The following is a 25,650-nucleotide window of genomic DNA, read 5'->3' on the forward strand; positions in this document are numbered from 1 at the left end:
TGGGCATCCATGCGGCATTTCAGCCTATCAGGAAGCTCAGGCGCTGGCTGTACGTCGTGAGGCTAGTCGACGTTGCAACGGCGTGAACACGCCCAGCCACGCCGTCGCCACGATGAAACCGAGCAGGGTGCCCAGACCGACCCCCATACCGGGATAGCTGAGCGAGACCACCAGCGCATAGCACAATAGCGAGCCAAGGCCGGCCGGGTAGTGCTTGATGACGGTCGCGACGGCCACGGGTCCCTGGGTGAGATGCAGAATCACCAGCAGCGGGTACATGGTGACCGGGAAGGCCGCCACCAGGCCTGCCCACGAGGGCGGCAGCAGATGGGCCAGTGCGGTGATGCCGAACACGATGCCGGCGGCCAGTCCGGCGCGCGCCAGCAGCGAGATCCAGGAGAAGGGCGACTTGCGCGCCGTGCTCTCCGGTACGCCGCGATAGAGGCGCATGCACAGCACGATGGCGATCAGCGTCACGATCACGCCGCTGACGCGCGTGAACTCGAACTGCGCCAGCACCAGACTGGCGAGCAGCCAACCCAGCAGGCCGCCCAGGGTGCCGTTGATGACGCCGCGCAGTCCCTGTGCACGCCCGTATAGCCAGTAGCCGGCCCCCAGCGCCAGCGTCGAGGAGAAGCCGGCCAGAGTGTAGACGGCGCTCTGGCCGGCGAACTCGGGGGAGATCTCAACGCCGATGAAGCCCAGCGTGATGGCCGTGCCGAGCGGGTAGCCGGACAGCAGCCCGGCCATGCGTGTCGAGAGGCGCTCCGCGATCAATGACAGCCCGATCACCACCGCCACCGAGATCAGCAGCTTGAGCAGTTGCAGGCCCAGCTCACCCTGAAGCGCTGCGCTCATTGGGCGGCGTCCCAGAACTGACGACGCACCAGCGAGATCTTGCCCACTGCCGTGCCGGAAGCCTGATGACGATGGGCCTCGGCGACCTCGCTGAAGTCGAACTGGCGCTCATCGAGGCGCACCTTGAATTCGCCTTCCTCGACCAGCTCCACCAGCTTGCCCAGCGCCTGGCGCTGCTGCTCATGCCCGATGCCAGCGGTCAGCGGCAGCAGGATCGACAGCACTTCCAGACTGCGGCTGCCGGCGTGCAGCGGCGAGAGATCCACCGTGGTACGCGCATTGATGGTCACGATGCGTCCGCCCAGCTTGCTGGCGGCGAAGCTGGCGGCCAGGTTGTCACCACCGACGCAGTCGAAGACCAGATCGAAGCCCTCGCCGCCCGTCAGCCGGGTCACGTAATCGGCCACGGCTTCCTCGCGGTAGCGAATGACGTGGTCCGCGCCGCAATCACGTGCCGCCCGGGCCTTGTCATCGCTGGACACCGTGGTGGCGACTTCCGCGCCGATACAACGGGCGATCTGCAATGCCACATGGCCGACGCCACCGGCGCCGCCGTGGATCAGCACGTGTTGTCCCGCTTCCAGCCGGCCACGCTCCACCAGTGCCTGCCAGGCGGTGATGAACACTGCCGGCAACGCGGCGGCTTCCATGAAGCTCAGGCGGCGCGGCTTGCGGGTGATCAGGCGCTCGTCGGCGAGCATGTAATCCGCCAGCGCGCCCGGATGAGCGGCGACACCGCCGGCAAAGCCGAGCACCTCGTCGCCGGGCGAGAAGGCCAGCACGTCATCACCGACGGCATCGATCACACCGGCCACGTCGCCGTGCAGCACGCAGGGCGCTGGTGGCAAAAGAGGCACCTGGCCGCTGGCCAGCTTGAGATCCAGTGGATTGACGCTGGAGGCAGCGACGCGAATGCGCACCTGGCCGGGGCCGGGAGTGGGTAGCGGGCATTCGGTCGCCACGAAGTCGGCATCCGGGCCGGGATTGCGCAGCACCATGGCATGCATGGAAGCGAGCATGAGACGTCCTCGTTGATACAGGTTCCGGCCAGTGTGGCCAGTGAGCGCCACACCCTACCCATTGCGCTGCGTTGCGGCAATCCGACTTGGGTGGTTTCAGCCGTCCAATGCACGGAATTGCATGATCGACAACGAAAAAGCCCCTGCCGATGGGCAGGGGCCTTGGGTCATGCGACGTCTGACGGCTGTGTCAGGCCCGCCTGGGCGTGATGGGGATCACGCGTTCTGGCGCTTGGCCTCCTTGTCGACCGGTGCGATCTCGCCGGACTTCAGCTTGGCCATGTACTGGGCCAGCTCACGCTTCACGACCGGCATCAGGTAGTAGAGGCCGATGATGTTGGCGATGGACATGGCGAAGATCATGGCGTCGGAGAAGTCGATGACCGGGCCGAGGCTCATGGAGGAACCGATGACCACGAAGGCGAGGAAGATCAGCTTGTAGACGATCTCGGAGCCCTTGCTCTCACCGAACAGGTAGGTCCAGGCCTTCAGGCCGTAGTAGGACCAGGACAGCATGGTGGAGAAGGCGAACATCAGCACCGCCAGGGCCAGCACATACGGGAACCACGGGAAGGCGGTCTCGAAGGCGTAGGAGGTCAGCTGGACGCCGCCGAGGCCTTCGACCTGGTAGGCGCCGGTGATGACGATGACCAGTGCGGTCATGGTGCAGATGACGACGGTATCGATGAACGGTTCGAGCAGGGCGACGATCCCTTCGGTCGCCGGCTGGGAAGTCTTGACGGCAGAGTGGGCGATGGCCGCGGAGCCGATACCGGCTTCATTGGAGAAGGCAGCACGCTTGAAGCCCTGGATCAGCACGCCGACGATACCGCCGCCGACCGCGACCGGTGCGAAGGCACCTTCGATGATGGCGCCGAAGGCGGCCGGAATCGCACTGAAGTTGAAGCCGAGGATGATGAGTGCCGCGATCACGTAGATGACAGCCATCATCGGCACCAGTTTCTCGGTGACACGTGCGATGGACTTGATGCCGCCGATGATGACCATGCCGACGATGGCGGCCATCACGAGACCGAACAGCCAGCCGTAGCCGACCAGGAAGCTGGCATCACCGCCGGTGACGTTGACGGCCTGCTGATAGGACTGGTTGGCCTGGAACATGTTGCCGCCGCCGATGGAGCCGCCGATGGCACAGATGGCGAAGAAGATCGCCAGAATCTTGCCCAGACCCGCCTTGCCATTTTCCGCGAAGCCCTTGGACAGGTAGTACATCGGGCCGCCGGAGATGGAGCCATCCGCGTTGACGTTGCGGTACTTCACGCCAAGCGTACATTCACAGAACTTGGAGGCCATGCCGAGCAGACCGGCCAGAATCATCCAGAAGGTCGCGCCCGGGCCGCCCAGTGAGACGGCGACCGCGACGCCGGCGATGTTGCCAAGGCCGACCGTGCCGGACAGCGCCGTGGCCAATGCCTGGAAGTGGGATACCTCGCCTTCATCCTTCGGGTCGGTGTAGTCGCCCTTGACCAGACGGATGGCATGGCCGAACAGGCGGAACTGCACGAAGCCGAAATAGAGCGTGAAGATGACGGCCGCGATGATCAGCCAGCCGACGATCAACGGGAACTGGGTGCCGGCCACCGGCACGGAATAGAAGATGGTCGAGACGATCGGATTGACGATCGGTCCGACGATGTCACTGATGGCCTGGTCCATGCCTTCGGCACGGGCAGAGCTTGCGGCCATGAGGGCTGCCATCGCGGCAGCCCAGGGGGCCAGGGAGCGGAATCGACTCATGAGAGGTAACCTCGAAAAGCGAATTGTCGTTATTGTCTGGTGCGAATCTCTGCAGGCGGCGGGTGCGGGAGGCGCCTGTCTCAGGGAACGATGGTGACGGGCACCGAGGCCTCTTGAATCAGATGGGCGGTCACGCTGCCGAAGATGCGTGAGCGCACGCTTTCCCCCTTGCGGCCGACGATGATCTGCTCGGCATTCACTTCACGCGCCAGCAGGCTGAGGATCTCGGCGGCATCGCCGTGGCGGACACGCCCCTCGACCTGATAGCCCTCCTTTTCCAGCTCGCTGATGGCCGGCGCCAGCACACGCTCGCGGGCCAGCTTGATCTCGTTCTCACGGCGACTGGCACGCTGGGCGTTCTCTTCCGGCGTGTTGAAGCTGTAGGGCGACCATTCGACCACGTAGCAGAGAATGATCCTGGTTTCCGCGCCCACCAGAGAGGCGACGCGCTTGGCATAGGCAATGGCACTGTCGCCGCCCGGGGTTCCATCCAGTCCGACAATCAGGGAGGTGGTCATGGAGCTTCTCCTGAAGCTTGCTGGTCGTCGTGTCGCGCCAGCGGATTCTTGTTGAATTACCGTTTCGTTGCGGTTGAAAGAACTTTACTCCTCGCTCACACAAGAAATCCCTTCGGGTGTATCGCTTCACAAAACGATGATTAAACGAAATGGCGTCAGTTACGCGTTGACGAGTCTCAGGTTTCCGCTACGCCATTAGCCGGTGATGACGATATTCGCTGAGAAATCTGCTACCCATGGCTGTCAGCAATGCCGAGAGCAGGACGAGCTGTCCTTTAGGGCGCCAGCAGGGTCACCATCAGAATCGCTGTCAGTAGCAGGGGGCGGGAGCGGGAGCGGACAAGAGAATAGAGCAGGCAAGAGAGGGTCAGCAGGGGAGGGAAATCAGAGCAGAGGGCGGTGAGGAAGGAGAGCAGAGCAGAGGAGAGTAGAGAGAAACGCAGCGCTGCTCACCAACAGCGCTGCGGGCGCTCGACAATCGAGCGCGGCTAGATCAGCCGCTGGTGCGTCAGGTCTTGCCAGGCGGCTTCGATGGGCCAGGCCAGCGGCTGACGCAGGTGTTCCGGCAGCGCCATCAGGGCGGCCGTAGGACTGTCGTGTTCGCGCATGCGCAACCAGCAATAGGCCCAGGCGCAAGCGTCATCCGGCCCCTGCGGCACCGGGCGTGCCGGCATCTGCATCAACAGGAACAGCGCTGCCTTGGGTGCCCACAGCGGCGCACCGCCCTCTGCGGCCCACTGCTCCAGCGTCTCGCCATCGGGATTGCTGGCGGGCTGGCCAAGACTTGCGACGCGCGCGGTATCGGCCAGCAGCACGGCGAGGCGCTCGCTGTCGCCGCGGCCATGGGTCAGCCAGGCATGCAACAGACCGGGCAGCCCGCGCTGGGCCTGTGGGTAAAAGGTGTCTTCAGACATGCACAAAGCCTTATGCTGTAGTTGGTCCACAGGTATTCTTCTCGCCGCCCGAGGGCGGCGTGAGTCGAGAGTACTGCTCGCGTTGCCTGCCAAATTTGCCCGCCACAGGGAGACTCCATCTTGCCATTCGATTTCATCACCCCGCTCGATCGACGCCAGTATCCTTCCCAGAAGTGGGATCGCTACGCCTCGGACGTCATGCCCCTCTGGATCGCCGACATGGACTTCAGCGCCCCGCCCGCCGTGACGCGAGCGCTGGCCGAGCGAGTGGCGCACCCGGTCTACGGCTATGCCAAGCCGTCGGAGGGCCTCGATGACAGCCTGTGTGACTGGAGTCGCGAGCATTATGGCTGGGAGGTGCCGCGTGACGCCATCGTCTGGCTGCCGGGCGTGGTGCCGGCCTTGCACCTGGCCAGTCTGGCATTGACCTCTCCCGGCGCGGGCGTGGTCACGACGACCCCGATCTACCCACCCTTCCTCAAGGTGGCCCAGAAGACCGGGCGACTGGCACAGATGGCGCCGCTGGCAGAGCCCGAGACGCAAGGCGGCCCCTGGCGTCTGGATCTGGAGGCGCTGGAAGCGGCCATCACGCCCGAGACCGAGCTGCTGCTATGGTGCCACCCGCACAATCCTACCGGCCGCGTCTGGCGCGAGGAAGAGCTCGAGGCGCTGGCGGAGCTGGTCGAGCGTCACGATCTGCTGGTGGTCTCCGATGAGCTGCATGCGGATCTGGTGGTGGACCCGACGGCCCGCCATATTCCGCTGGCCAGCCTGAACGAGCGACTGGCGGCGCGCTGCGTGACCCTGTGGGCGCCCTCCAAGACCTTCAACACCGCCGGGCTGACATTCGCCTGCGCGGTGATCACCGATCCCAAGCTGCGTGCACGCTTCACCGGCGCCGCCAATGGCTTGATGCCCGATACCAATGTGCTGGGCATGGCCGCGACCGAAGCGGCGTGGCGCGAGGGTGAGCCGTGGCGTCAGGAGTTGCTGAGCGTGCTGCGTGACAATCTCGATCTGCTGGAAAGCCACGTGGCACGTTGGGACGGCGTCAGCATGTCGCGCCCGCAGGCCACCTATCTGGCCTGGCTGGATATGCGCAAGGCAGGGCTCGGGGAGTCTCCGCAGCAGACTCTGCTCGAGGAATGCGATGTCGCGCTGTCGGATGGCGCAGACTTCGGCTGGCCGGGCTTCGTGCGCTTGAACTACGGCACCACGCGCGTGCAGCTGGAGAAGGCGCTGCAGCAGATGGATGAGCGTCTGCAGAAAGGCTGAGGTTGGCGAAGGGATCGAGGGGGCGAGCGAGGCGGCCGAGAAGGGGAGTCGACAGGGCCGGAGTTGATCTGGGTCAGCCCGCGGCGTTTCGTTGGCAGCTATCGCTCATTGCAAACTTGAATTGAGAATCATTATCGTCAACTCTGAAGTCAGGCCGCTCATCGGGAGGGGCTTGTCATCAGGAGATGCGACGATGAGACATGAGGTGGCAGAGACGCCGCGACAGGGGCGGCCAGCAAGCAGGGATGCAGGTGTGACGGCCTGTCGTGAATGGTGTTGTCAGGGCGGGAGCCTGCGCCTGGCGCGTTCGTCGCCGCCATCTTCCCGCTGCCGTGCGCCCGCGGCGTCATCTGCCACCCCGTCTGCGCCAGACGCTGTGAAGTCTGCGGGCCAGGAGCTTGAGGTGGACTTTCCGCCCAGCGTGCGTGAATCGCGTGCTCGTCCCTCGCTTCTCAAGGGCTGGAGCCGTCGTTAGCCCTTGAATCGGCGCGACGGCAGGCCCTCAATGACAAGGCCCCGCTTCCTTTGCCGGAGGCGGGGCCTTGTCGTCTGCGTGGCGTGATCAACTCATTAGCCCGATCAGCAGTACAATCAGCGCATCAGCACGATCAGCACGATCAGTACATCAGCACGATCAGTACATCAGAGCGAACAGTTGGCGACGGAAGCGCACGGTTAGCTCATGGGTCGCACCGAGGGCGTCGAAGACACGCAGCAGCGTCTTGCGTGCCAGATCATCGCCGTACTGGCGATCGGTCTTCACCAGGCTGATCAGGGCATCCAGCGCCAGCTCGTAATGGCCATCCGCCAGGTCACGCATGGCGCGCTGGTAGCGGGCTTCGCTGTCGTCCCGCTCGATCATCGCCTGCACCTCTTCGGGAGACGGTGCCTCGGCGATGAAGTCGATACGTGCACGTACGCCACGCGCCTGGGCACCGTCACGGTCTTCCGGCTTGAGGGAGTCCAGCAGCTGACGGGCCTCTTCACCATTGCCTTCGGCGACCAGCACCGAGGCGAGGTGGATGCGGTATTCCGGTGTCTCGGGGGACTCCTGCGCCAGCTGCTGATACAGCGCCTTGGCGGTGACGAGGTCGCCGCTTTCCAGTGCAGTGGCCGCCTGCTCCGCGAGGCTGGGACCTGCCCCTGCCGCCGGCTGGACCTTGTGCTGCTCGAGGAACTGGCGAATTTCGGCTTCCGGACGTGCGCCGGTAAAGTTGCCTGCCAGACCGCCCTGGATGACCAGCTTGACGTCCGGCACCGAGCGCACGCCCAGCTGAGCGGCGATGTCCTGCTGTTCCTCGGCGTTCAGCTTGGCCAGGATGAAGCCGCCCGCATATTCACGTGCCAGCTTCTCGAGGATCGGTGTCAGGACGAGGCAGTGCTCGCTCTGCGGCGACCAGCAATCCAGCAGCACCGGCACTTGCTGTGAGGCTTCCAGCACCTGCTGAAGATTGCTCATGTCGACATCGATGATGTAGGTGTTGGCGTCTTCTGCCTGGCGCGGTGCACTGGCGGCACCGCCGCCGACCACCCCTTGTGGCTGGGCGGCGGTGGTGTCATTGCCGGTCAGTGGCTGGCCGGTATTGGGATCGATGATCATGGTGCATGCCCCGAAATTCTGTCTGCGATTCAAGGCTCGCGCGCGAGCCGGTTGGCCTGATGATGCGGCCCGTCGCAGTGGAGTTCAAGGCGCTGCCGGACACTTCCTCGCGCGAGCGTCCCGGGCGCGTCGGTTCACGGCAGCAGGGTGTCGTCGGCCAGGCTGGCGATGCAGGCGGCTTCGCTCTCGCTGAGCGGCATCACGGACAGGCGTGCGCGGCGCACCAGGTGGCTATCCGCCAGCTCGGGCCGGGCCTTCAGGCGCGCGATGGGCAGGGAGTTGCGCAGCGGGCGAAGATAGCTCAGACGCGGGGCGACCCAGCGCGGAGGCTTGTCGGCATCGATATCTGCCACCTGACGTGGGTCGAAGCCCTTGTGCTCGGGGTCACTGGCCGTCGGGTCGGGCAGGGCGAGTTCGCTGACGACGGCCAGTCCGACCACCGCAGGCACCTTGCAGCTGGAGTGCTGGATGAGCACGACATCACCGAGCTGCATCTCACGCAGGAAGTTGCGCGCCTGGTAGTTGCGCACGCCATCCCAGAGCGCCGGTGATTCGCGGCGCAGGTCATCCAGCGAGAAGGCATCGGGTTCGGTCTTGACCAGCCAGTGGCGCATGCAGGCACTCCCTTGGGACTGACGTGATGAGTGTGAAGGGCCCGGTGTGAAGAGGCCCGGTGTGGATAGGGGTAGCCAGGCCCGTGAACCGGCTTCCTCGCCATCATCGCACAGGAATTTCACGCATACGAAAAAGGCCTGATGCATGGCATCAGGCCTTTCGAATTCTTGGTAGCGGGGACCGGATTTGAACCGATGACCTTCGGGTTATGAGCCCGACGAGCTACCAGACTGCTCCACCCCGCAACACTGGGTACTGCCTTTGCTCCAACTCTGACGCATCAGAGGTTGGTAGCGGGAACCGGATTTGAACCGATGACCTTCGGGTTATGAGCCCGACGAGCTACCAGACTGCTCCATCCCGCAACATCACGTTGGTGTCTGACCGGCAATTACCTTGATAGGCAACGACTTGTCAGTGGTAGCGGGGACCGGATTTGAACCGATGACCTTCGGGTTATGAGCCCGACGAGCTACCAGACTGCTCCACCCCGCATCAACGTGGGGCGTAGTATAAGGATATACAGTGCTGCGTCAACCGTTATCCCGTAATTGACGCAAACTTCTCGTGTCCGGTGAGTCGTCACCAACCCGTCTGCGCCTCTTGAGCGATTATCGGCATCTTGTGTGAGAGATCTGCTACATACATTCCCGCTGCATCCTGTCCATACTGAGGAGGACGCGCCTCGCACAGGCGGATGGCAGGCGTCACAGAGTGCACGATTGTCATCAGGCTGTTAGAGACGCGGGTCATTGTTGTCGTTGCAGGCATTCTCGTTTTCTCAGGGCGGGGGTGTCCGCAGATTCGCCAAGCTGTGCCCAAGCCAAGGACACAGGACGTTCCAGGATTAGGGAGACACAATAAGATGACACAAACAGCACCCGTCGCATGGGTTACCGGTGGTACCGGTGGCATTGGTTCCGCTATCTGCCGCGAGCTGGCGAACCAGGGGTATCAGGTAATTGCGGGTTACAGGAACAAGGAAAAGGCAGAGGGGTGGCTGTCGGAACAGCGCGCTGCCGGGTTCGAGAACATCGCACTGTCTGGCATCGAGCTGGACAACTTCGAAGCCTGTCAGGCAGGCGTCAACGAAATCCGCGAGCGCTTCGGTCCGATCGCGGTTCTGGTCAACTGCGCCGGCATCACGCGTGATACCTCCATGCGCAAGATGAGCTATGAGCAGTGGCGCGAAGTCATCAACTGCAACCTCGACAGCGTCTTCAACACCTGCCGTGCCGTCATCAATGACATGCTGGAGCACAAGTACGGCCGCATCGTGAACATCTCCTCCATCAATGGCCGCAAGGGCCAGTTCGGGCAGGTCAACTACTCGGCCGCCAAGGCGGGCATGCATGGTCTGACCATGGCGCTGGCGCAGGAAACCGCGACCAAGGGCATTACCGTCAACACCCTGTCACCGGGCTACATCGCCACCGACATGATCATGAAGATCCCCGAAGAGATCCGTGAATCGATCCGCGAGACCATCCCGGTCAAGCGTTATGGTCAGCCGGACGAGATCGCACGTGCGGTCGCCTTCCTGGCCGACGAGAAATCCGGCTTCATCACCGGTGCCAACCTGGATATCAATGGCGGCCAGTTCATGGGCTGATGCTCTGCGCTAGCGCGAGCCAGAGCAGGGTTGGCACCCGGCCCCGCCTGGCGAGAGAATGAAAAAGCCCCCGTCTCTATCGAGGCGGGGGCTTTTCGTTGCCATGACTTCAGTCTTGCGAGCGCGTCGTCACCAGCTCAAGAGCACTGACTTCAGTGATTGAACAGCGCATCGAAGCGCGGCAGTTCGGTCTGCCAGGCGTCCCAGTCCAGCGGACCGTTGGCGAGCAGCGCATCCAGCACCTCATCCAGCTCTTCTTCACGTTCCATGCGCTCACCCAGCTGCTGGTTGATGCGCGCGACCTGCACGGTCAGGCGGCGTGATTCATCTTCGCTGCCCAGCGGGGCCTCGAACAGAATAGCCAGGTGAACACGCAGCTCGGCCAGGCGCTCGTTGGCGGCGCTGCAGTTGCTCGGCAGGGCCTGGCGCATCTGGTTGCGCGCCGCATTGGCCTGCCGGCTATTGTTGTCGAAGGCCGAGGTGTTCGGCAGCTCGACATCCTGCACGTCGCCGTTGCGCGCGCTGGCATCCGCCACGGCGTGCTGTTCGAGCAGATCACGCCACTGCTGCCATTCCTCACGCAGCTGCAGGGCGTGCAGTTCATCCAGACGCTGCTCGCGACGCTTGAGAATGCCGGTCCAGCGACGGCGCATGCCGTCGCCCCGCTTGCCACGCGGCAGCGGGCCGAGGGTGTCGGCTTCCTTCAGGGCGTCATCGAGCAGGGCGGCGTCTTCCAGCGTCTCCGGCTCCCAGCTGTCGAGACGTTCGATCAGCGCCTGCCACTGATCCAGACGTGCCTGCTCGCGGCTGTCGCGGTCTTCGCGGTCCTGGTCACGCGCAGCGAAGATGCGGTCGCACGCCGCGCGGAAGGCGGCCCACAGACGTTGTTCTTCGCCCTTGGGCGCGCGGCCCATCTCGCGCCAGCGACTCTGCAGTGCCTTGGCCTGTTCAGCGCGGGCACGTGCCGGCGAGTCCTCATTGGCCAGCGCCTCGACGGCGTCGACCAGTGCCTGCTTGGCGGCGGCGATCTGGCCCGCGCGGCTGTCGATCAGTCCCTGCAGTGCCGTCAGCGCCTCACCGAAGCGATGCGACAGCTGGCGACCGGGGCCTGCGGGCACCGGCGTGTGGCGACGCCATTCCTCACGGGCGCGATCACGGATCTGGCGCAGGGAGTCGGGGTCGGCATCGTCCATGGCGTGGCCGTTGAGCGATTCGAGCTGCTCGCAGAGCGCTTCGCGCATGGCCAGATTGTGTTCACGCAGCTGCTTGCGCGATTCGCGGTAATCCCGCAGGCGCAGCTTGATGGCGTCAGAGGCGGTGCGGAAGGCCTGGCTGGCATCGCGGCTGGCGGCCGCATCACCCAGCTCGCGCCATTGCTGAATCAGCTGCTGGTGCTGGCGGTCGCGCTGCTCATCGCTGATGTCATCGCGCTCGCTCAGGGTGGTGATGGCCTCGAGCAGTTGCTCGCGCTTGGGCGCCGCGACGAAGTTCTGCCAGTCACGGAGTTCCGCGACCCGCGCGCCCAGCTGGCGCAGGCGGGTCTGGCGGGCATTGTCGAGCTGGCCTTCGGTGCGATCGCGCAGTGAGCGATGCAGGCGGCTGGCCGGCTTGAGCTTGCCGGCATCGAGATCCGCTTCCAGGCGTGCCAGTTCGGCATCCAGTGCGTCCAGATCCAGGCTCGCCTTGCCGTCGGCCGCGCGGGAGGCGTCGGCTGACTCGGCGTCTTGTGCAGGGCTGCCATCGAGCGCGTCCTGCTCTTGCGCTGCCTCTGTCGGCTCTTCCGGCTGCGCCGCGCTGATCGCCTGACGCACCGCGCTCAGGCTGGCGGTCTGCGGCAGACCCGCAGGCCAGGCCACTTCGCTTTCCAGACGACGCAGCTGGTCGATGTCATTGTCGACCAGCGCGGCATCCAGCTCGCCCTGGCACAGCTGATGGCGATGCCAGGCATCGAGGGCATCCTGCAGCTGCTGTTGCAGGCGCTGCTGACGTTCGAGCAGTTCGGCCGGGGCCGAGAACTGGTCGGTCAACTCGCGCCAGCGCTCTCCCTGCAGACGGCGCTGGGCCTGCAGGCTGGCGAAGTCGTGGTCATTGACGCAGTCGCGGCTGTAGAGATCTTCCCGCGCCTGATCCACGGCGCTGAGAATCTCTTCCAGGTGCGTATTGAGGTTGGCGCTCAGGCGCTCATGGGCGCGAATGGCTTCCTCGCGGGCCTCATGGTCACTGATGACCTTGTGCGCCTGCTGGCGTGCCTCTTCGAAGCGCTGTTGAATCTCGTAGTCCGCGGCCGGCAGACGCTCCCACTCGCGCAGCAGCGAGCGGTAACGCGAGGGCACGCTGTCTTCCCATGCCTGACGCGGCAGCTTCTCCATCTGGCGCAGCAGGTTGTCGCGGCTGGCGGCCAGCGCGTCGGCCTGCTGGGCATCGGCACGGCGCTGGGCGAGGGTGTCGCGCGCCTGACGCTGCACGTGACGGTCACGCTTGGCATCGCGCACCAGACGCTCGAGGCCGGCCTGGCTGGTGATGCGGGCGGCAGCGGCATGGCGCACGGCGGCGATGGTGTTGTGGCAGGCCTGATGGATCAGCGCCTCTTCATCTTCCAGACGGCTCAGTGCGGTCAGACGCAGTTGCTGGTTGTCGCCGCGGGACGCCACGGCGGACAGCAGTTCGCTATCGTCCAGGCGCTCGACCAGCTGTTCACGGCTCAACAGTGAGGGCGCATCCTGGCCGCCGCTCAACAGTTCGATCAGGCGCTCGCGTACCAGGCCATCGGCGCGGTCGAGCAGCGGCAGCAGACGCTCGGGAGATTGCATGCGCGTCAGGGCGGCATGGCGCACTTCCAGGGCGTCATCTTCGAGAATCAGGGTCTCCAGGATCTTGCGCTGGTCTGGAATCTCCGGATCAAGCTGGTCAGTGGCAGCGGAGCGAATGGCAGGGTTGGCGTGTTGCCAGCGAGGAGTGAACAGGCGGCCAGTGAGGCGGGAGAGCAGTCCGGTCATGAGAGAGCGGTTATCCAGGCAAAAAATAGAGGGGCGCAACAATTGGCCGCACACTCGGCGGGTGCAATCGGGTGGGCACGACGGAGTGGGCGGAGTGACGGCGCATGAATTTCGTCACCCCGCTATCTTACCAGTCACAGCCCCCCGTTGTGTGGTATCGCATGTCGATCGTTGTGGCTTATTGCACGCGCGCGGCGGCGTGCAGGGCGACCGGCGGCGGGTGACAGGTCGGCAAGGGAGCCACGTCGTAGGCTCGCGACACCTGACAGTGCCTGCTGCTGGCCGTATCATCAGTTGCAGCACTGTGTTCGCTCACATAGTTTTGTACGTTACCGCTATGCCATTCAGTGTCTGTCATTCATGCTCGGCGCCTATCAAGCAGTCGCTGTGCCGTGTGCGACGGCGAGCTATGTTATTCAGGTGGCCTTTCCAATCGAGGGTCGCCTTGAGGATGCCGTGAACAGCACGTGCATCATCAAGAGTGTCGGAGGGCTTCGACACTCCTTACGCAACCGGAGTCAGGTCATGAGTCTCAGTACGGACAGGGCCCCTCAGGCCTTCACCTTCAAGGGCGGCATGCTGCCGATGACGGTCATGGAGCTGGTCAGCGGTGATCCGGAGCAGATCCGTGCTCAGCTGGCCAGCAAGCTCAGCCAGTCGCCGGCCTTCTTTCAACATACGCCGGTAGTGCTGAGCGTCGAGAAGCTCGACGAGCCGCATCTGGCGCTGGAGCGCATCTGTGCCGTCTGCCGAGGGCACAAGCTGCTGCCGGTCGCGGTGCGTGGCGGTGGTGACCCGGTGCGTCAGTCCGCCTGGGCGTTGGGGCTGGGGTGGTTCCCGCCGCAGGAGAATCGCGGGCGCTCCCTCGAGTCCGTGCCGCCGGTGGCCGCTGAGCCGGTCGCCGAACCTGCCGAGACGGTCGCGGACAGCGCGGCCGAGAAAGCGGAGTCAGCCCACGCCAGCAAGGTGTATCGCGGCACGGTGCGCTCGGGCCAGCAGGTCAGCGCACCGGAGGGCGACCTGGTCATCATCGGCGCGGTGAATGCCGGCGCCGAGATCCTGGCCGCCGGCAGTGTGCATATCTATGGCGCTCTGCGTGGCCGCGCGCTGGCGGGTATCCATGGCGATCGCAACGCCAGCATCTACTGCAAGGAACTGCACGCCGAGCTGCTCTCGGTGGCCGGAACCTACAAGCGACTCGATGACATCGACAATCGCCTGCTGGGTGCCAATGTCGAAGTCGTGCTTGAACACGACCAACTCTGTATCGCACGACTCGGCTGACCCCAGCACTGTGTTCTGAACGATATCCAATATTTACAGGTGATCCTCGCTCGGCGAGGGACTCTCAGCAAGGAAGATACCTTTGGCCAAGATTATCGTAGTGACGTCAGGCAAGGGCGGAGTCGGCAAGACGACCAGCGCCGCCGCCATTGCCACCGGACTGGCTTTGCGCGGCAACAAGACCGTAGTGATCGATTTCGATGTGGGCCTGCGTAACCTGGACCTGATCATGGGCTGCGAGCGCCGTGTGGTCTATGACCTGGTCAACGTCATCCAGGGCGAAGCCAATCTCAAGCAGGCCCTGATCCGCGACAAGCGCATCGACAACCTGCACATCCTTCCGGCCTCCCAGACCCGTGACAAGGACGCGCTGACGCTGGAAGGCGTCGAGAAGGTGCTCGACGCGCTGCGCGAGGAGTTCGATTACGTCATCTGTGACTCGCCGGCCGGTATCGAGCGCGGTGCCCAGCTGGCGATGTACTTCGCTGACGAGGCCGTGGTGGTGACCAACCCGGAAGTCAGCTCGGTACGTGACTCCGACCGCATCATCGGCCTGCTGTCTTCCAAGACGCGTCGCGCCGAGAATGGCGATACCCCGGTGCGTGAACACCTGCTGATCACCCGTTACCATCCGGCGCGCGTCACCGGCGGTGACATGCTCAACCTGACCGATATCCAGGAAATCCTGTCGATCCCGCTGATCGGCCTGATTCCGGAATCCGACGCCGTACTGCGCGCGTCCAACCAGGGTGTGCCGGTCACGCATGACCAGAAGAGCGATGCCGGCCAGGCGTACGTGGATTGCGTGTCCCGCCTGTTGGGCGAGGAAGTGCAGCTGCGTTTCCATGAAGTCGAGAAGCGCGGTCTGCTGGCCAGAATGTTTGGAGGGGGGCGCAAGTGAAATTACTGGATTTTCTGAAGCGAGAGCGCAAGAAGACCGCCAATGTCGCCAAGGAGCGGCTGCAGATCATCGTCGCGCACCAGCGTAGCCAGCGTGACCAGCCGGATTACATGCCGATGCTGGAGCGTGAGCTGCTCGAGGTGATTCGCAAGTATGTGCAGGTCGACCAGGATGCCATCAACATCTCGCTGGACCGCGAAGACGACTGCTCGGTGCTGGAACTCAACGTCACTCTGCCGCGCCCCGGCGAGGCCTGAGTTCGCGGGGCGTCGGGTACTTGCCACCTGAGGCGTTGCCGAGCGGGCACCGCCTGCGACGTCCCGAGCCAGCCCATGCCCATTGCCTGCCAGAGCACCGTGCCAGCCTTGCTGGAGACGGTGCTCTGGCACGTTCATTTTTCGACCGCCCGCGTGGAGACATCCTGTGGCAGAGCCCACCTTCCTGTGGCACGACTACGAGACCTTCGGCGCCGACCCGCGCCGTGATCGTCCTTCGCAGTTCGCGGCCATCCGTACCGATGCTGACTTCAATGAGATCGGCGAGCCGCTGACCCTCTATTGCAAGCCGGCCGATGACTTCCTGCCCCAGCCGATGGCGTGTCTGATCACCGGCATCACCCCGCAGCAGGCCGAGCGTCGCGGCATTCCCGAGGCCGAGTTCGCCGGGCGCATCAATGACGAGATGAGCGTGCCGGGGACCTGCACGCTGGGCTACAACAGCCTGCGCTTCGATGATGAAGTCAGCCGTCATCTGTTCTACCGCAACTTCCTCGACCCCTACGGGCGTGAGTGGCAGAACGGCAATTCACGCTGGGACCTGATCGATGTCGTGCGCGCCTTCCATGCCCTGCGCCCGGAAGGTATCGAATGGCCCAAACGAGAAGATGGTGCGCCCAGCTTCCGTCTGGAGCACCTGACGGCGGCCAATGGCATCGAGCACGCCGGCGCGCATGACGCGCTGGTGGACGTGCGCGCCACCATCGCGCTGGCACGTCTGCTCAAGTCGCGCAATGCGCGCCTGTTCGATTATCTGCTCAAGCTACGCAACAAGCGCCATGTCGCCAGCCTGCTGGATATCGGTGCACGCAAGCCGATGCTGCACATCTCGCGTCGCTATCCGGCCTCGCGGGCCTGTGGCGCGCTGGTGGTGCCGCTGGCGGAGCATCCTTCGAATGCCAATGGCGTGATCGTCTATGACCTCTCGGTAGACCCGGCACCGTTGATGGAGCTGTCACCGGAAGAGATACGTGCCCGTGTCTTCGCCAGTGCCGATGACCTCGCGGAAGGCGAGGAGCGGATTCCGCTCAAGGTCATCCACCTCAACAAGAGTCCGGTGCTGCTGCCGGCCAATGCGCTCAAGGATGTGTCCGGGCCGCATGAGGGCGAGTACGGCGAGATCGCCGCGCGCTTCAAGATCGACCCGGCCCAGTGTCGCGTGCACTGGAAGTGGCTGAAGGACAACGCCGGTGTCGGCGTGAAGGTGGCGCAGGTATTCGCCGAGGCGCCGCCGGCCGGCCCGGCTGATCCGGACTTGATGCTCTATTCCGGTGGCTTCTTCTCGCCCGCGGACCGCAAGGAGATGGAGCGTGTGCGCGCCACCCATCCCGAGGCGCTGGATGATACGCCGTTCGCCTTCCAGGATGGTCGGCTCGAGGAGATGCTGTTCCGCTATCGCGCGCGCAGCTACGGCTACACGCTCAACTCCGTCGAGCGCGAACGCTGGGAGCAGTGGCGCTGGGAGCGCATGAACGATGAGCAGGTCGCGAGCCTGACCGTGAAGGGCTTCGTCAGCGAGATCCAGCGGCTGGCCCAGAGCGAACAGGACCCGGACCGCGTGCAGATTCTCGAAGAACTGGCGATGTACGTGGAAGGCATCATGCCGCCGCAGGCCTTCGGCTGATGACGGGCTAGCCGGTCCGCTGTGCTTGCCGGCAAGGCATGAATGAACAAGACCCCGACGCGGTTATTGAACTGCACCGCGTCGGGGTCTTGTCGTTTCAGGCGCCCGTCCGGTGAGGACAGGTGCCTTGTTTGCCCGTCAAGCCGCTGGCGGGCCGTCGAGACTCAATGCTGAGCATTGCCGCTGGCCTCGGCTGAGGGTGCCGCCAGGGTCGCGCCTGTCTCGGCGCGCGGCGCCTCGGGCAGCGGCGGCAGGTCCAGTTCGGTAAGGCGCTGGTCGAAGTCGCTGGGCGTGCCGGGGTCGAAGGCCAGTTCCAGCGCGCTGGAGTCATTCAGCTGCTGCCAGATGGCGCGGATATCCTGCGCGCTGACCTGCTCGACGGCCGCGACCAGTTGCTGACGACGGTCAAAGCCTGTCCAGCCGAAGCTCAGCTCGCTCCAGTTGCGCGCTGCCAGCTCGGACAGCTTGCGGGGCTTCTGGGTCAGGCTATCGACGACGGCGTCGCGGTAGCTGGCAAACGCGGCCTCATCCAGCGACTGTACGCGGCTGTCGAAGCGGGTGAGGAAGGCATCCATGCGCGAAAACAGCGTCTTGCTGTCCTTGGACGGCGACTGCACCAGCAGGCTCAGCCCCGGCGCATCCAGCATGGGCGAATAGCGTGCGGAGACGATATAGCCGAGTTGCTCCTCGGTGCGCAGCTGGCTGTAGAAGGGCGCTTCGAGCAGCTGACCCAGCACCGCGATGCGGGCCTGGGACTGCAGTGTACGGTCCTTGCCCTGCAGGTAGCGCAGGGCACCGGAATCGCCGCGTGTGCTGTCCGGGCGCAGTACCGTGTGCTGGGTGACCTGACGCACTTCCAGGTCTGGCACCGCCTCGCGCGTGATGCGCGGCGCAAGCCCGTTGATCACCAGCTGGCCGGTCTCGCGGGCCTGGTCGGCGGTCAGATTGCCGGTCACCATCGCCTGCACGTGCAGCTTGGCAAGGAAGCGCTTGCGGAAGCTGTCCAGTGATTGGGCGTCGATCTTGTCCAGGGCCGCCAGTTGTTGCTCGGCGGTGCTCGGCAGGCCGACCAGCGTTTCACTGAGGCTGCGGCCCAGGCGCGTGTAGAGCGGTGCCTGAACGCGATTCTGCAGGCTGCGACGCAGGCGTTGAGTGATGCGCTCCAGGGTGGCGGGGGCCATCTCGCCATTCACCAGCTGGTCGAGCACTTCGCGCATTTCCGGCTGCTGACCATCACGCCAGCCACTGAACTGCAGGGTGATGCCACGCCCATGGGCATAGACCAGCGCATCCTGCCCTGCCAGACGTGCCGGATACAGACGCGCGTTGAGGCTGTCATTCAGCCACGCCGCCAGCACCTGACTCATGGCCTGGTCATCCACCGAGCGACTGACGTCGGGATTGAGCAGACCGAAGCGCCATTCGGCCTTCGGCACGCCGAAGCTTGCATCGCCCTGATACCAGAGCTCCGCACCGGGCTCATCGATCAACTGGCTCGGCTTGCCTTCCGGCAGGTCGAGTACGCGGAAGTCCTTGGCCAGATAGGGGTTGGGCCTGGGCAGCGCCAGCTGGCTGGCCAGGGTGTCGTCGCCGGCGGTCTGAGCAGCGGCATCCGCCGTCAGACGCGTCAGGGTGTAGGGCGCCTTGAACCACTCGCCCTGTTGCTCCCCCTCCACCTGCGGGCCGGAGTAGACCTCCAGCAGGTTGTCGGGTGTCAGGCGAGCGAGGGTGTCCTTGATCAGGTCCGGATCGAAGTCCTGCATCAGGTAGGGCGCCGCCAGCACGTCCTCGATCGGATAGCGCGTCATCATCATCGCCAGATTGCTGGCCAGATTGACCGGTGAGCTGCGCTGCTGGAAGCGGAAGCTCTGCTCGCTCAGCTGCGCCTGTTCGCTATAGCGCCAGTCGTTGATGCCCTCATCGCGGATCAGCGCCAGATAGTCGAACAGCGCGGCGCGGATCTCCGCCTGATGCTGCGCGCCTTCCGGGGTCAGGCTGATGTCGACGCTGAGCAGGGCATGCTCGCCATCACTGAGGCCACCGCCGGCCGAAAGGCCATCTGCCCAGCCCTTGTCCTTGAGCACCGCGAGCAGACTGCCTTCGCCCTCATGACCGATCAGGTTGGCCAGGTAGCTGACCGGCTGTGAGCGGTAGTGGGCAATCGGGTCGTCGATGGGAAACATGAACGACAGCTTGCGCTCCTGCTTGAGCGCCTTGACCTCAAGGCGTGCCGGCAGCTCGTCACCGCTGGCCAGGGGCGTGGTGATCTCGGGGCGCGACAGCCCGCGGTCGGGCACATCACTGAAGTTGTCACGGGCCAGCTGTTCGAGCGTTTCCAGCGACTGCGGCCCGACCAGTGACAGGCGCATCACGTTGGCGCCGTAGTGCGCCTGATAGAAGTCGACCAGACGCTGGCGCAGGCTGCCGGCCGCGGTGTCCTTGAGGGTCTCGAGGCTGCCGACACTGAAGCGGTTGAAGGGGTGTTCCGGGTTGAGGGCCGCTTCGACAGCTTCGTAGATGCGCCGGCCATCATCCTGCAGGCGTGCCTGATACTCTGAATTGACCGCATGGCGCTCGCGATCCACGTAGTCGGCATTGAACTGCGGCGCGACGAAGAAGCGTGCAAAGCGCGGCAGTGCCTCATCGAAGGCATCCGGGTCGATGTCGAAGAAGTAGTTGGTGTCCTGGCTGGCGGTGAAGGCGTTGTGCTGGCCGCCATGCTTGGTGATGAAGTCCTGGTAGGCATCCGGCTTCGGATAGCGATCGGTGCCGAGGAACAACATGTGCTCCAGGAAGTGCGCCAGCCCCGGGACATCGTCGGGGTCCTGGGCGCTGCCGACTTCGACATCGACGGCGGCGGCGGCCTTGTCGGCCTTGGCATCACTGACCAGCAGGACCCTGAGGCCGTTGTCGAGGGTCAGGCTGCGATAGAGTCGCTGGTCGTTCTCGCTCTTGATGACGGGACTGGCCTGCTCGGCCCTGGCGGGCGCCGTGCTTGAGGCTGAGTTGGCGGCCGGCGCGAGGGACGACGCGGGCACAGAAGCCGGGCGGGTGTCGGCATGGCTGATGGCCGGCGCCAGGCCACTCATGACGATGGCGGCAATGGCCGTGCTCAGTGCAAGAGGGCGAAATCCTGAAGGCAGTGACATCTTCTCTCCTGATTCACGCCACCGCTGCTCGGGCAGGTGGCGCTGACTCGGTGATGGTTCTCATTGGGCGAACATGCGCGCGAGGCGGTAGAGCGATGCAGTGCCGCCATCCTCGATACGTGCCGTCGGCGCAGGCGGATTCAGGTCAGCATCGGGCCGGTGGGGTGCGCGACGCTCCACTCCTGATGCTCGGGGTCGTTGACGAGGCGTGCGACCGGGAAGGCGGCCAGGCTGGCATTCGGGGTCAGCATGCTGCGTACCGTCTCCAGCGGCGTCTCGGCATTCAGCCAGTCGCGTACCTGATGCGGCGCGATCACGGCGGGCATGCGATCGGTCAGGCGTGACGTGACCCCGGCACACTCGACACTGATCAACGCGAAGCTGTCGCGACCCTCGGGGGGCAGCCCCTCCATCAGGGGGGCGCTGAAGTGGCGCGTCCACAGGGCGGCCAGCAACAGCGGGGCGCGGGTCGGGTGCGTGACCAGAAACGGCTGCTTCATGCGCGGTTGTTCCTTCCACACATAGACACCGCCGACGGGGATCAGTGCCCGCTGGCTGATGAACGACTCGCGGAACATGCGTCGCGTTTCCAGCGACTCTGCACGTGCCACGTGCGGGGCGTGGTCCATGATCTCCAGCCAGCTGGGTGTCAGGCCCCAGAGTGCCGGCACCAGGCGCAGGCGGGGGCCTTCCAGGCGCAGCATCGAGGCGGGCATGCGCGGGGCGCGATTGGCGCTGACCAGCAGTTCGCTGCGCAACTGGCGTTCGAGCGCGGGAGTCGCCAGCGACCCGAACAGTTCGTCGGGGGGCAGGTCAGCGGGGTAGGGGGGGATATACAGACGACCGGCCACGAGAATCCTTTGAGGCGATGAGGCGAAGGGAACATGCAGCGGCAGCTGCTGCCTGAGATGGGGTGTGGATCGCGCTGCACGCCACGGATGCCAGCATGCCACACCTTGGTGGTGCTTGCGTTTGTGCTCAGTCTCGATATGCTGGACGGAAACACTGTTCGATTCAATGACCGATACGGGGTGCTCCAAGAGATGCCCGCAGGGCGTCGCAACCCTTTGCCCACCCGTGCTGTCCGAACACACACCGCGTCAGATTCGCTACGCGGTAACGCATCTCAAGCATCAGAGGAATTCGATGGCCCGTCCACGTCAGCATGCACCGGAAGCGCTGCATGCGCGGGTAATGGAGACCTGCGATGAATGGCTCAAAGAGCAGCCCGTTCACGCCCTGTCTCTGCGCAACCTGGCTCGCGAAGTCGGTTGTGCGCCCAGCACCCTGCTCAAGCTCTATGGCAGCTTCGGCAACCTGCTCCAGCACGTCAATCTGGCGACGCTGGACAGGCTGCGCGATGCGATAGCCGGACAGGAGACGCCGAGTCCTTCGGAGCGCCTCAAGGCCCTGGCACGCGCCTACTGGGGCTTCGCCCAGCGCGACCCTTATCGCTGGCAGCTGCTGTTCGACTTCCCGCTCGCACAGGAAGGGGAGCTGGACCAGCGTCAGAACGCGATGATCGAAGGGCTGTTCGAACGTGTGGAGGGGGCCTTGGTCGAGTACGCCCCACGCGTCGAGTCCGTCGAGGCCAAGCGCATGGCGCGCACGCTGTGGGGTAGCGTGCACGGTCTGGTGCAGCTGGGCATGAACGAGCGTCTGGGACTCTGGCAGGGGCAGCCACTGGAAGTGACGGAGCTGCTCGATCAGTTGCTGGACACCATGTTGGCGGGGCTCAAGGTACGCAGCGAGGCTGCGTGTGCGGGGGATGCCACGGAAGCTGGCAAATGAGTCGAGAACTGCTCCGGCGACCCCGTTTTGCGCCCTTCTTCTGGACCCAGGCCCTCGGGGCCTTCAATGACAATCTGTTCAAGAACGCCTTGCTGCTGCTGATGACCTTCGTGGTCATCGAGCAGCGGGGCTGGGACACCGGCATCGTCAACAACCTGGCGGCCGGTCTGTTCATCCTGCCTTTTCTGCTGTTCTCCGCCTGGGGCGGCCTGTTGGCTGATCGCCTCGACAAGCAGCGCCTGATCGTGCGACTCAAGTGGCTGGAGCTGGCCACCATGAGTGTGGCGGCCGGCGCCTTGATCTTCGAAGCCTGGGAGTTGCTGCTGGCGCTGCTGTTCATGATGGGCACCCAGTCGGCGCTCTTCGGGCCGGTCAAGTACGCCATCCTGCCCCAGCACCTCAAGCCGGATGAGCTGGTCAGCGGCAATGCCTGGGTCGAGCTGGGCACCTTCCTCGCCATCCTGATCGGTACCCTTGCCGCCGCGGCCTTGATGGCACTGGGCGGCGAGCTGGCACGCTGGGCGCTCTCCGCGTCACTGGTCTCCTTGTCCCTGCTGGGCGTGATGGCGGCCGGCAAGATTCCGCCGGCACCCTCCGCTTCGCCCGGCCCCGTGCCGTGGCGTCCGCTTTCCGGCAGCATCGCGGTGATGCGTGAAGGGCTGAGCAACCGCCGGCTACGCTGGGCGCTGCTGGGCATCAGTGCCTTCTGGTTCCTCGGCGCCAGCTATCTGACGCAATTGCCGGCCTATGCGCGCGATATCGTGCATGGGGCCGAAGGGGCGACCTCTGCCTTGCTGGCGGCCTTCGCCATCGGTATCGGGCTGGGGTCGCTGGCCTGTGAGCGTGTCTCGCGCGGGCGTCTCGAGACGGGGCTGGTGCCCTTCGGCGCGCTGATCATCTTCGCTGGCGGGCTGGATCTTGCCCTGCGCCCGGCACTGGCCGAGGCGCAGATGGCCACGCCCTTGATCGAGCTGCTGGGCATCGCCGGTTTCTGGCGCATGTGGCTGGATCTCGGCGTCATCGGCTTCGGCGGCGGTCTCTATATCGTGCCGCTGTACACCCTGCTGCAAATCCGCAGTCCTGAAGATCACCGCGCGCGCATGATCGCGGCCAACAACGTGCTCAATGCCCTGCTGATGGTGCTGTCGGCCGGTGCCGGCATTCTGGTGCTGGGCGTGATGGGGCGCGATATCCCGGATTTCCTGCTGCTGCTGTCCCTGATCAGCGGGCTGATCGCGGTGGTCTGCATGCTGCGTGACCCGCGGCCTTTCCTGCGCCTCAATATCTTCATTCTCATCCACCTGATGTATCGCCTGCACCTCAAGGGGCGCTGGCGGATACCGGCGGAAGGGGCGGCGCTGGTGGTGTGCAATCACGTCAGCTTCATGGATGCGTTGATTCTGGGCGGGGCCAGTCCGCGCCCGCTGCGTTTCCTGATGGATGCCGAGATCTATCACTCGCCGTGGCTGAAGTGGTTCTTCCGCATCGCCGGGGCGATTCCGGTGGACTCCTCACGCAAGGACCCGGCAGGGGTGCGCCGCTCGCTGGAGGAAGTCGGCAAGGCGCTGCGCGAGGGAGAGGTCGTGATGATCTTCCCCGAGGGCAAGCTGACGCGTGACGGCGAGGTCGGTCGCTTCCGGCGCGGGCTGGAGTTGATTCTGGCGCGTGACCCGGTGCCGGTGATTCCGATGGCACTGGGTGGCCTGTGGGGCTCCTGGTTCTCCCACGGCGGCGGGCCTGCCTTCGCCAAGTTTCCGCGGCGGCTGCGCGGGCGGGTAGAGCTGTGTGTCGGGCGTACCTTCGACCCTGTCGGCACCAAGGCGGTGGAGCTCGAAGAGGCGGTGCGTGATCTGCATCGCAAGGCGACACGCCTGGCGCGCTCCCGCTAGTCCCTCGCTTTTTTCAGTGCTGCATGAAAATGCCGCCCATGCCGACACGATCGTCAGGCAGGGGCGGCATTTCACGTTCTGGCGACCAGCAAATGGCCACTGGCATCGAGCGCGGCGTCGCGTCAGTCGCTGGACTGCTCGGAGGGAGCGGTGTGGCGCGTGACCCAGAAGCCGAAGCCACCGATGGCCCAGGCACCCAGCATGACCAGCGGCACCGCCAGCATGTCATCGCCGCTCAGCCACAGGCTGGCCAGGGCGCCATAGAGACCGCCGCCGAGATACAGCACCGTGCCGGAGATGGCATTGGCGGCACCATGGCCACGTGCGAACAGCGACTGGTAGTCGGCCATCACGTTGGGCGTGATCATGCCGCCGGCGCCCAGCACGAACAGGATGCCCGGAATCAGGGTGGCGACCTGGACGTTGTCGGTGATGACCAGCGAGATCAGCCAGGTGATGCCGATCCCCTGCATGCACAGCGCTGCCTGAACCAGCTTGCGCGTGCGCAGATGCTTGAGGCCGAAGTGGTTGAGACGGTTGCCGATCAGCATTGCGCCGACATTGGCGCCGAAGGCCAGCGCGAACTCACCGGAATTCAGCCCCAGCACGCCCTGATAGAGATAGCTCGCGTTGGTCAGGAAGGTGAACATGATGCCGGGGCCGCACAGCAGCAGCATCAGGTGCCCGGGGACGCCGCGCGTGGTCAGTACCGTGCGATAGCTGGCCAATGCGCCGCGCAGGCTGAGCGGTGAACGCTCGCTGGCAGGCAGGGTCTCCGGCAGCCATTGGCGAATGGCGACTCCGGCGATCACGCCATAGACGGCCAGGCCGATGAAGACCATCTGCCAGGTGCTCAGTGCCAGGATGAGAGCGCCGAGGCTGGGGGCGACCAGCGGGGCTGCCATCAGCACCATCATGACGTTGGTCATCAGGCGTGCGGCGTCCTTGCCGGTCGCGACATCGCGCACCACGGTGCGAGAGACGCCGCCGGTCATGCCGGTCGCGATCCCCTGCAGGACACGGAAGACCATCAGCCATTCCAGGCTATGCGTCATGGCGCAGCCGAGGCTCGCGATCAAGAACAGCACGATGCCGCCCAGCGCGATCGGGCGACGGCCCAGGCTGTCCGACAGCGGGCCACCACTCAGCTGACCGAAGGCGTAGCCGGCCAGAAAGAAGGTGATGGTCAGGCCGAGACGGGAGTGATCGACACCGAATTCCGCGGCCATGGCGGGGATGGCGGGCAGGAAGGCATCCATCGATAGCGGGGCGAGCGCCACCATCAGGGCCAGCAGCACGGTGAAGTGAGGTTGTCGATGCAGGGCGGGGGTCGCCGTTGGGGCGGAAGCTGAAGTCATGAGGGCCATTCGAAGGTTGTGGGGCATTGCAGGGGGAGCGGTGAGTCAGCCTGCTCTGGCGCAGGTCCGTGACGTCTGGCGCTGGCGGGCAGCGCGAACGCGCACAGCATAGCGTGGGTTCGGGCCGCTTGCGTGTCGTGGTCTGCAACACCGTATTGCAGCTGGATCTTGCACCTGAGCCGCTGCGTCTGAGCACCTGCAAATGAGCACCCGC

19 protein-coding genes and 3 tRNA genes are annotated in these 25,650 nt (G+C 64.8%); 8 read left to right on the forward strand and 14 right to left on the reverse strand.

The genetic code is table 11. The features are described 5' to 3' along the window. Positions 1-36 precede the first annotated feature (36 nt). From QD280_RS17090 to QD280_RS17110, 5 genes are all read right to left on the reverse strand, one after another. Positions 37-858 (reverse strand): hypothetical protein, encoded by an 822-nt coding sequence (locus tag QD280_RS17090; protein WP_279840077.1) that lies wholly within the window; start codon positions 856-858, stop codon positions 37-39. After that, on the reverse strand, positions 855-1,877 hold the full coding sequence (locus tag QD280_RS17095; RefSeq protein ID WP_279840078.1) for a zinc-binding dehydrogenase: 1,023 nt from the start codon (positions 1,875-1,877) through the stop codon (positions 855-857). The genes QD280_RS17090 and QD280_RS17095 overlap by 4 nt, the downstream gene beginning before the upstream one ends. A 216-nt stretch (positions 1,878-2,093) precedes the next feature. Next, positions 2,094-3,635, reverse strand: a complete 1,542-nt coding sequence (locus tag QD280_RS17100; protein ID WP_054557282.1) for an alanine/glycine:cation symporter family protein — start codon at positions 3,633-3,635, stop codon at positions 2,094-2,096. An 80-nt stretch (positions 3,636-3,715) separates the two neighbouring features. Next, positions 3,716-4,153, reverse strand: a complete 438-nt coding sequence (locus tag QD280_RS17105) for a universal stress protein (protein WP_043336528.1) — start codon at positions 4,151-4,153, stop codon at positions 3,716-3,718. A 488-nt stretch (positions 4,154-4,641) separates the two neighbouring features. After that, positions 4,642-5,067, reverse strand: coding sequence for a hypothetical protein (locus tag QD280_RS17110; protein WP_192839479.1), 426 nt, complete (start codon positions 5,065-5,067; stop codon positions 4,642-4,644). Between the two features lie 120 nt (positions 5,068-5,187). Between QD280_RS17110 and QD280_RS17115 the strand changes: the two genes are divergently transcribed. Further along, positions 5,188-6,342: a PatB family C-S lyase gene (locus QD280_RS17115; protein ID WP_153636641.1), complete on the forward strand. Its 1,155-nt coding sequence runs from the start codon at positions 5,188-5,190 to the stop codon at positions 6,340-6,342. Positions 6,343-6,976: 634 nt separating this feature from the next. Here QD280_RS17115 and QD280_RS17120 read toward each other — a convergent pair. The 5 genes from QD280_RS17120 to QD280_RS17140 form a co-directional block, all read right to left on the reverse strand. Next, positions 6,977-7,942 carry a tetratricopeptide repeat protein gene (locus QD280_RS17120; RefSeq protein ID WP_043336518.1) on the reverse strand — a complete coding sequence of 322 codons (966 nt, stop codon included), beginning with the start codon at positions 7,940-7,942 and terminating at the stop codon, positions 6,977-6,979. 134 nt (positions 7,943-8,076) lie between these two features. Next, complete coding sequence (locus tag QD280_RS17125; protein WP_279840079.1) at positions 8,077-8,556, reverse strand: EVE domain-containing protein; 480 nt, start codon at positions 8,554-8,556, stop codon at positions 8,077-8,079. A 169-nt stretch (positions 8,557-8,725) separates the two neighbouring features. Beyond that, positions 8,726-8,802: transfer RNA gene (locus QD280_RS17130), tRNA-Met, on the reverse strand. 43 nt (positions 8,803-8,845) lie between these two features. Next, positions 8,846-8,922, reverse strand: a tRNA-Met gene (locus QD280_RS17135). A gap of 53 nt (positions 8,923-8,975) precedes the next feature. Continuing rightward, positions 8,976-9,052, reverse strand: a tRNA-Met gene (locus QD280_RS17140). Between the two features lie 370 nt (positions 9,053-9,422). On the opposite strand from QD280_RS17140, the gene phbB reads away from it, so the two are divergent. Further along, entirely contained in the window at positions 9,423-10,169 is a 747-nt protein-coding gene (gene phbB, locus QD280_RS17145) for an acetoacetyl-CoA reductase (protein WP_043336510.1), read from the forward strand. A 152-nt stretch (positions 10,170-10,321) separates the two neighbouring features. On the opposite strand, the gene QD280_RS17150 is transcribed toward phbB, so the two are convergent. Further along, positions 10,322-13,165: a DUF349 domain-containing protein gene (locus tag QD280_RS17150; protein ID WP_279840080.1), complete on the reverse strand. Its 2,844-nt coding sequence runs from the start codon at positions 13,163-13,165 to the stop codon at positions 10,322-10,324. Positions 13,166-13,690: 525 nt separating this feature from the next. Here QD280_RS17150 and minC point away from each other — a divergent pair. The 4 genes from minC (at position 13,691) to sbcB (ending at position 17,249) form a co-directional block, all read left to right on the forward strand. Next, complete coding sequence (minC, locus tag QD280_RS17155) at positions 13,691-14,449, forward strand: septum site-determining protein MinC (protein ID WP_279840081.1); 759 nt, start codon at positions 13,691-13,693, stop codon at positions 14,447-14,449. An 82-nt stretch (positions 14,450-14,531) separates the two neighbouring features. After that, positions 14,532-15,350, forward strand: coding sequence for a septum site-determining protein MinD (minD, locus tag QD280_RS17160; RefSeq protein ID WP_054557277.1), 819 nt, complete (start codon positions 14,532-14,534; stop codon positions 15,348-15,350). After that, a complete protein-coding gene (gene minE, locus QD280_RS17165; RefSeq protein WP_043336475.1) occupies positions 15,347-15,607 on the forward strand; it encodes a cell division topological specificity factor MinE in 261 nt (86 codons plus the stop codon). Before minD ends, minE begins: the two co-directional genes overlap by 4 nt. Positions 15,608-15,773: 166 nt before the next feature. Further along, positions 15,774-17,249 (forward strand): exodeoxyribonuclease I, encoded by a 1,476-nt coding sequence (gene sbcB / locus QD280_RS17170; protein ID WP_192839483.1) that lies wholly within the window; start codon positions 15,774-15,776, stop codon positions 17,247-17,249. Between the two features lie 164 nt (positions 17,250-17,413). Here the strand turns inward: sbcB and QD280_RS17175 are convergent, their stop codons facing one another. Both QD280_RS17175 and QD280_RS17180 read right to left on the reverse strand, forming a co-directional pair. Further along, positions 17,414-20,398, reverse strand: a complete 2,985-nt coding sequence (locus QD280_RS17175) for an insulinase family protein (RefSeq protein ID WP_279840082.1) — start codon at positions 20,396-20,398, stop codon at positions 17,414-17,416. 140 nt (positions 20,399-20,538) lie between these two features. Continuing rightward, entirely contained in the window at positions 20,539-21,249 is a 711-nt protein-coding gene (locus QD280_RS17180; RefSeq protein ID WP_082388948.1) for an SOS response-associated peptidase family protein, read from the reverse strand. Positions 21,250-21,544: 295 nt separating this feature from the next. On the opposite strand from QD280_RS17180, the gene QD280_RS17185 reads away from it, so the two are divergent. Together QD280_RS17185 and QD280_RS17190 are read left to right on the forward strand one after the other, a co-directional pair. Beyond that, entirely contained in the window at positions 21,545-22,189 is a 645-nt protein-coding gene (locus QD280_RS17185) for a TetR-like C-terminal domain-containing protein (protein WP_043336466.1), read from the forward strand. Further along, positions 22,186-24,078 carry an MFS transporter gene (locus tag QD280_RS17190; RefSeq protein WP_192839485.1) on the forward strand — a complete coding sequence of 631 codons (1,893 nt, stop codon included), beginning with the start codon at positions 22,186-22,188 and terminating at the stop codon, positions 24,076-24,078. Before QD280_RS17185 ends, QD280_RS17190 begins: the two co-directional genes overlap by 4 nt. A 122-nt stretch (positions 24,079-24,200) precedes the next feature. Here QD280_RS17190 and QD280_RS17195 read toward each other — a convergent pair whose 3' ends face one another. Further along, the gene (locus tag QD280_RS17195; RefSeq protein WP_279840083.1) at positions 24,201-25,436 is read right to left on the reverse strand and encodes a multidrug effflux MFS transporter; all 1,236 of its coding nucleotides are present in this window, start codon (positions 25,434-25,436) and stop codon (positions 24,201-24,203) included. Positions 25,437-25,650: the final 214 nt, after the last annotated feature.

This window comes from Cobetia sp. 1AS1 (assembly GCF_029846435.1).
Lineage (GTDB): Bacteria > Pseudomonadota > Gammaproteobacteria > Pseudomonadales > Halomonadaceae > Cobetia > Cobetia amphilecti.

Coding starts and splice junctions, on each gene's coding strand:
- QD280_RS17090 (WP_279840077.1), bottom strand. CDS start 858: ATGAGCGCAGCGCTTCAGGGTGAGCTGGGCCTGCAACTGCTCAAGCTG.
- QD280_RS17095 (WP_279840078.1), bottom strand. CDS start 1,877: ATGCTCGCTTCCATGCATGCCATGGTGCTGCGCAATCCCGGCCCGGAT.
- QD280_RS17100 (WP_054557282.1), bottom strand. CDS start 3,635: ATGAGTCGATTCCGCTCCCTGGCCCCCTGGGCTGCCGCGATGGCAGCC.
- QD280_RS17105 (WP_043336528.1), bottom strand. CDS start 4,153: ATGACCACCTCCCTGATTGTCGGACTGGATGGAACCCCGGGCGGCGAC.
- QD280_RS17110 (WP_192839479.1), bottom strand. CDS start 5,067: ATGTCTGAAGACACCTTTTACCCACAGGCCCAGCGCGGGCTGCCCGGT.
- QD280_RS17120 (WP_043336518.1), bottom strand. CDS start 7,942: ATGATCATCGATCCCAATACCGGCCAGCCACTGACCGGCAATGACACC.
- QD280_RS17125 (WP_279840079.1), bottom strand. CDS start 8,556: ATGCGCCACTGGCTGGTCAAGACCGAACCCGATGCCTTCTCGCTGGAT.
- phbB (WP_043336510.1), top strand. CDS start 9,423: ATGACACAAACAGCACCCGTCGCATGGGTTACCGGTGGTACCGGTGGC.
- QD280_RS17150 (WP_279840080.1), bottom strand. CDS start 13,165: ATGACCGGACTGCTCTCCCGCCTCACTGGCCGCCTGTTCACTCCTCGC.
- minC (WP_279840081.1), top strand. CDS start 13,691: ATGAGTCTCAGTACGGACAGGGCCCCTCAGGCCTTCACCTTCAAGGGC.
- QD280_RS17175 (WP_279840082.1), bottom strand. CDS start 20,398: ATGTCACTGCCTTCAGGATTTCGCCCTCTTGCACTGAGCACGGCCATT.
- QD280_RS17185 (WP_043336466.1), top strand. CDS start 21,545: ATGGCCCGTCCACGTCAGCATGCACCGGAAGCGCTGCATGCGCGGGTA.
- QD280_RS17190 (WP_192839485.1), top strand. CDS start 22,186: ATGAGTCGAGAACTGCTCCGGCGACCCCGTTTTGCGCCCTTCTTCTGG.
- QD280_RS17195 (WP_279840083.1), bottom strand. CDS start 25,436: ATGACTTCAGCTTCCGCCCCAACGGCGACCCCCGCCCTGCATCGACAA.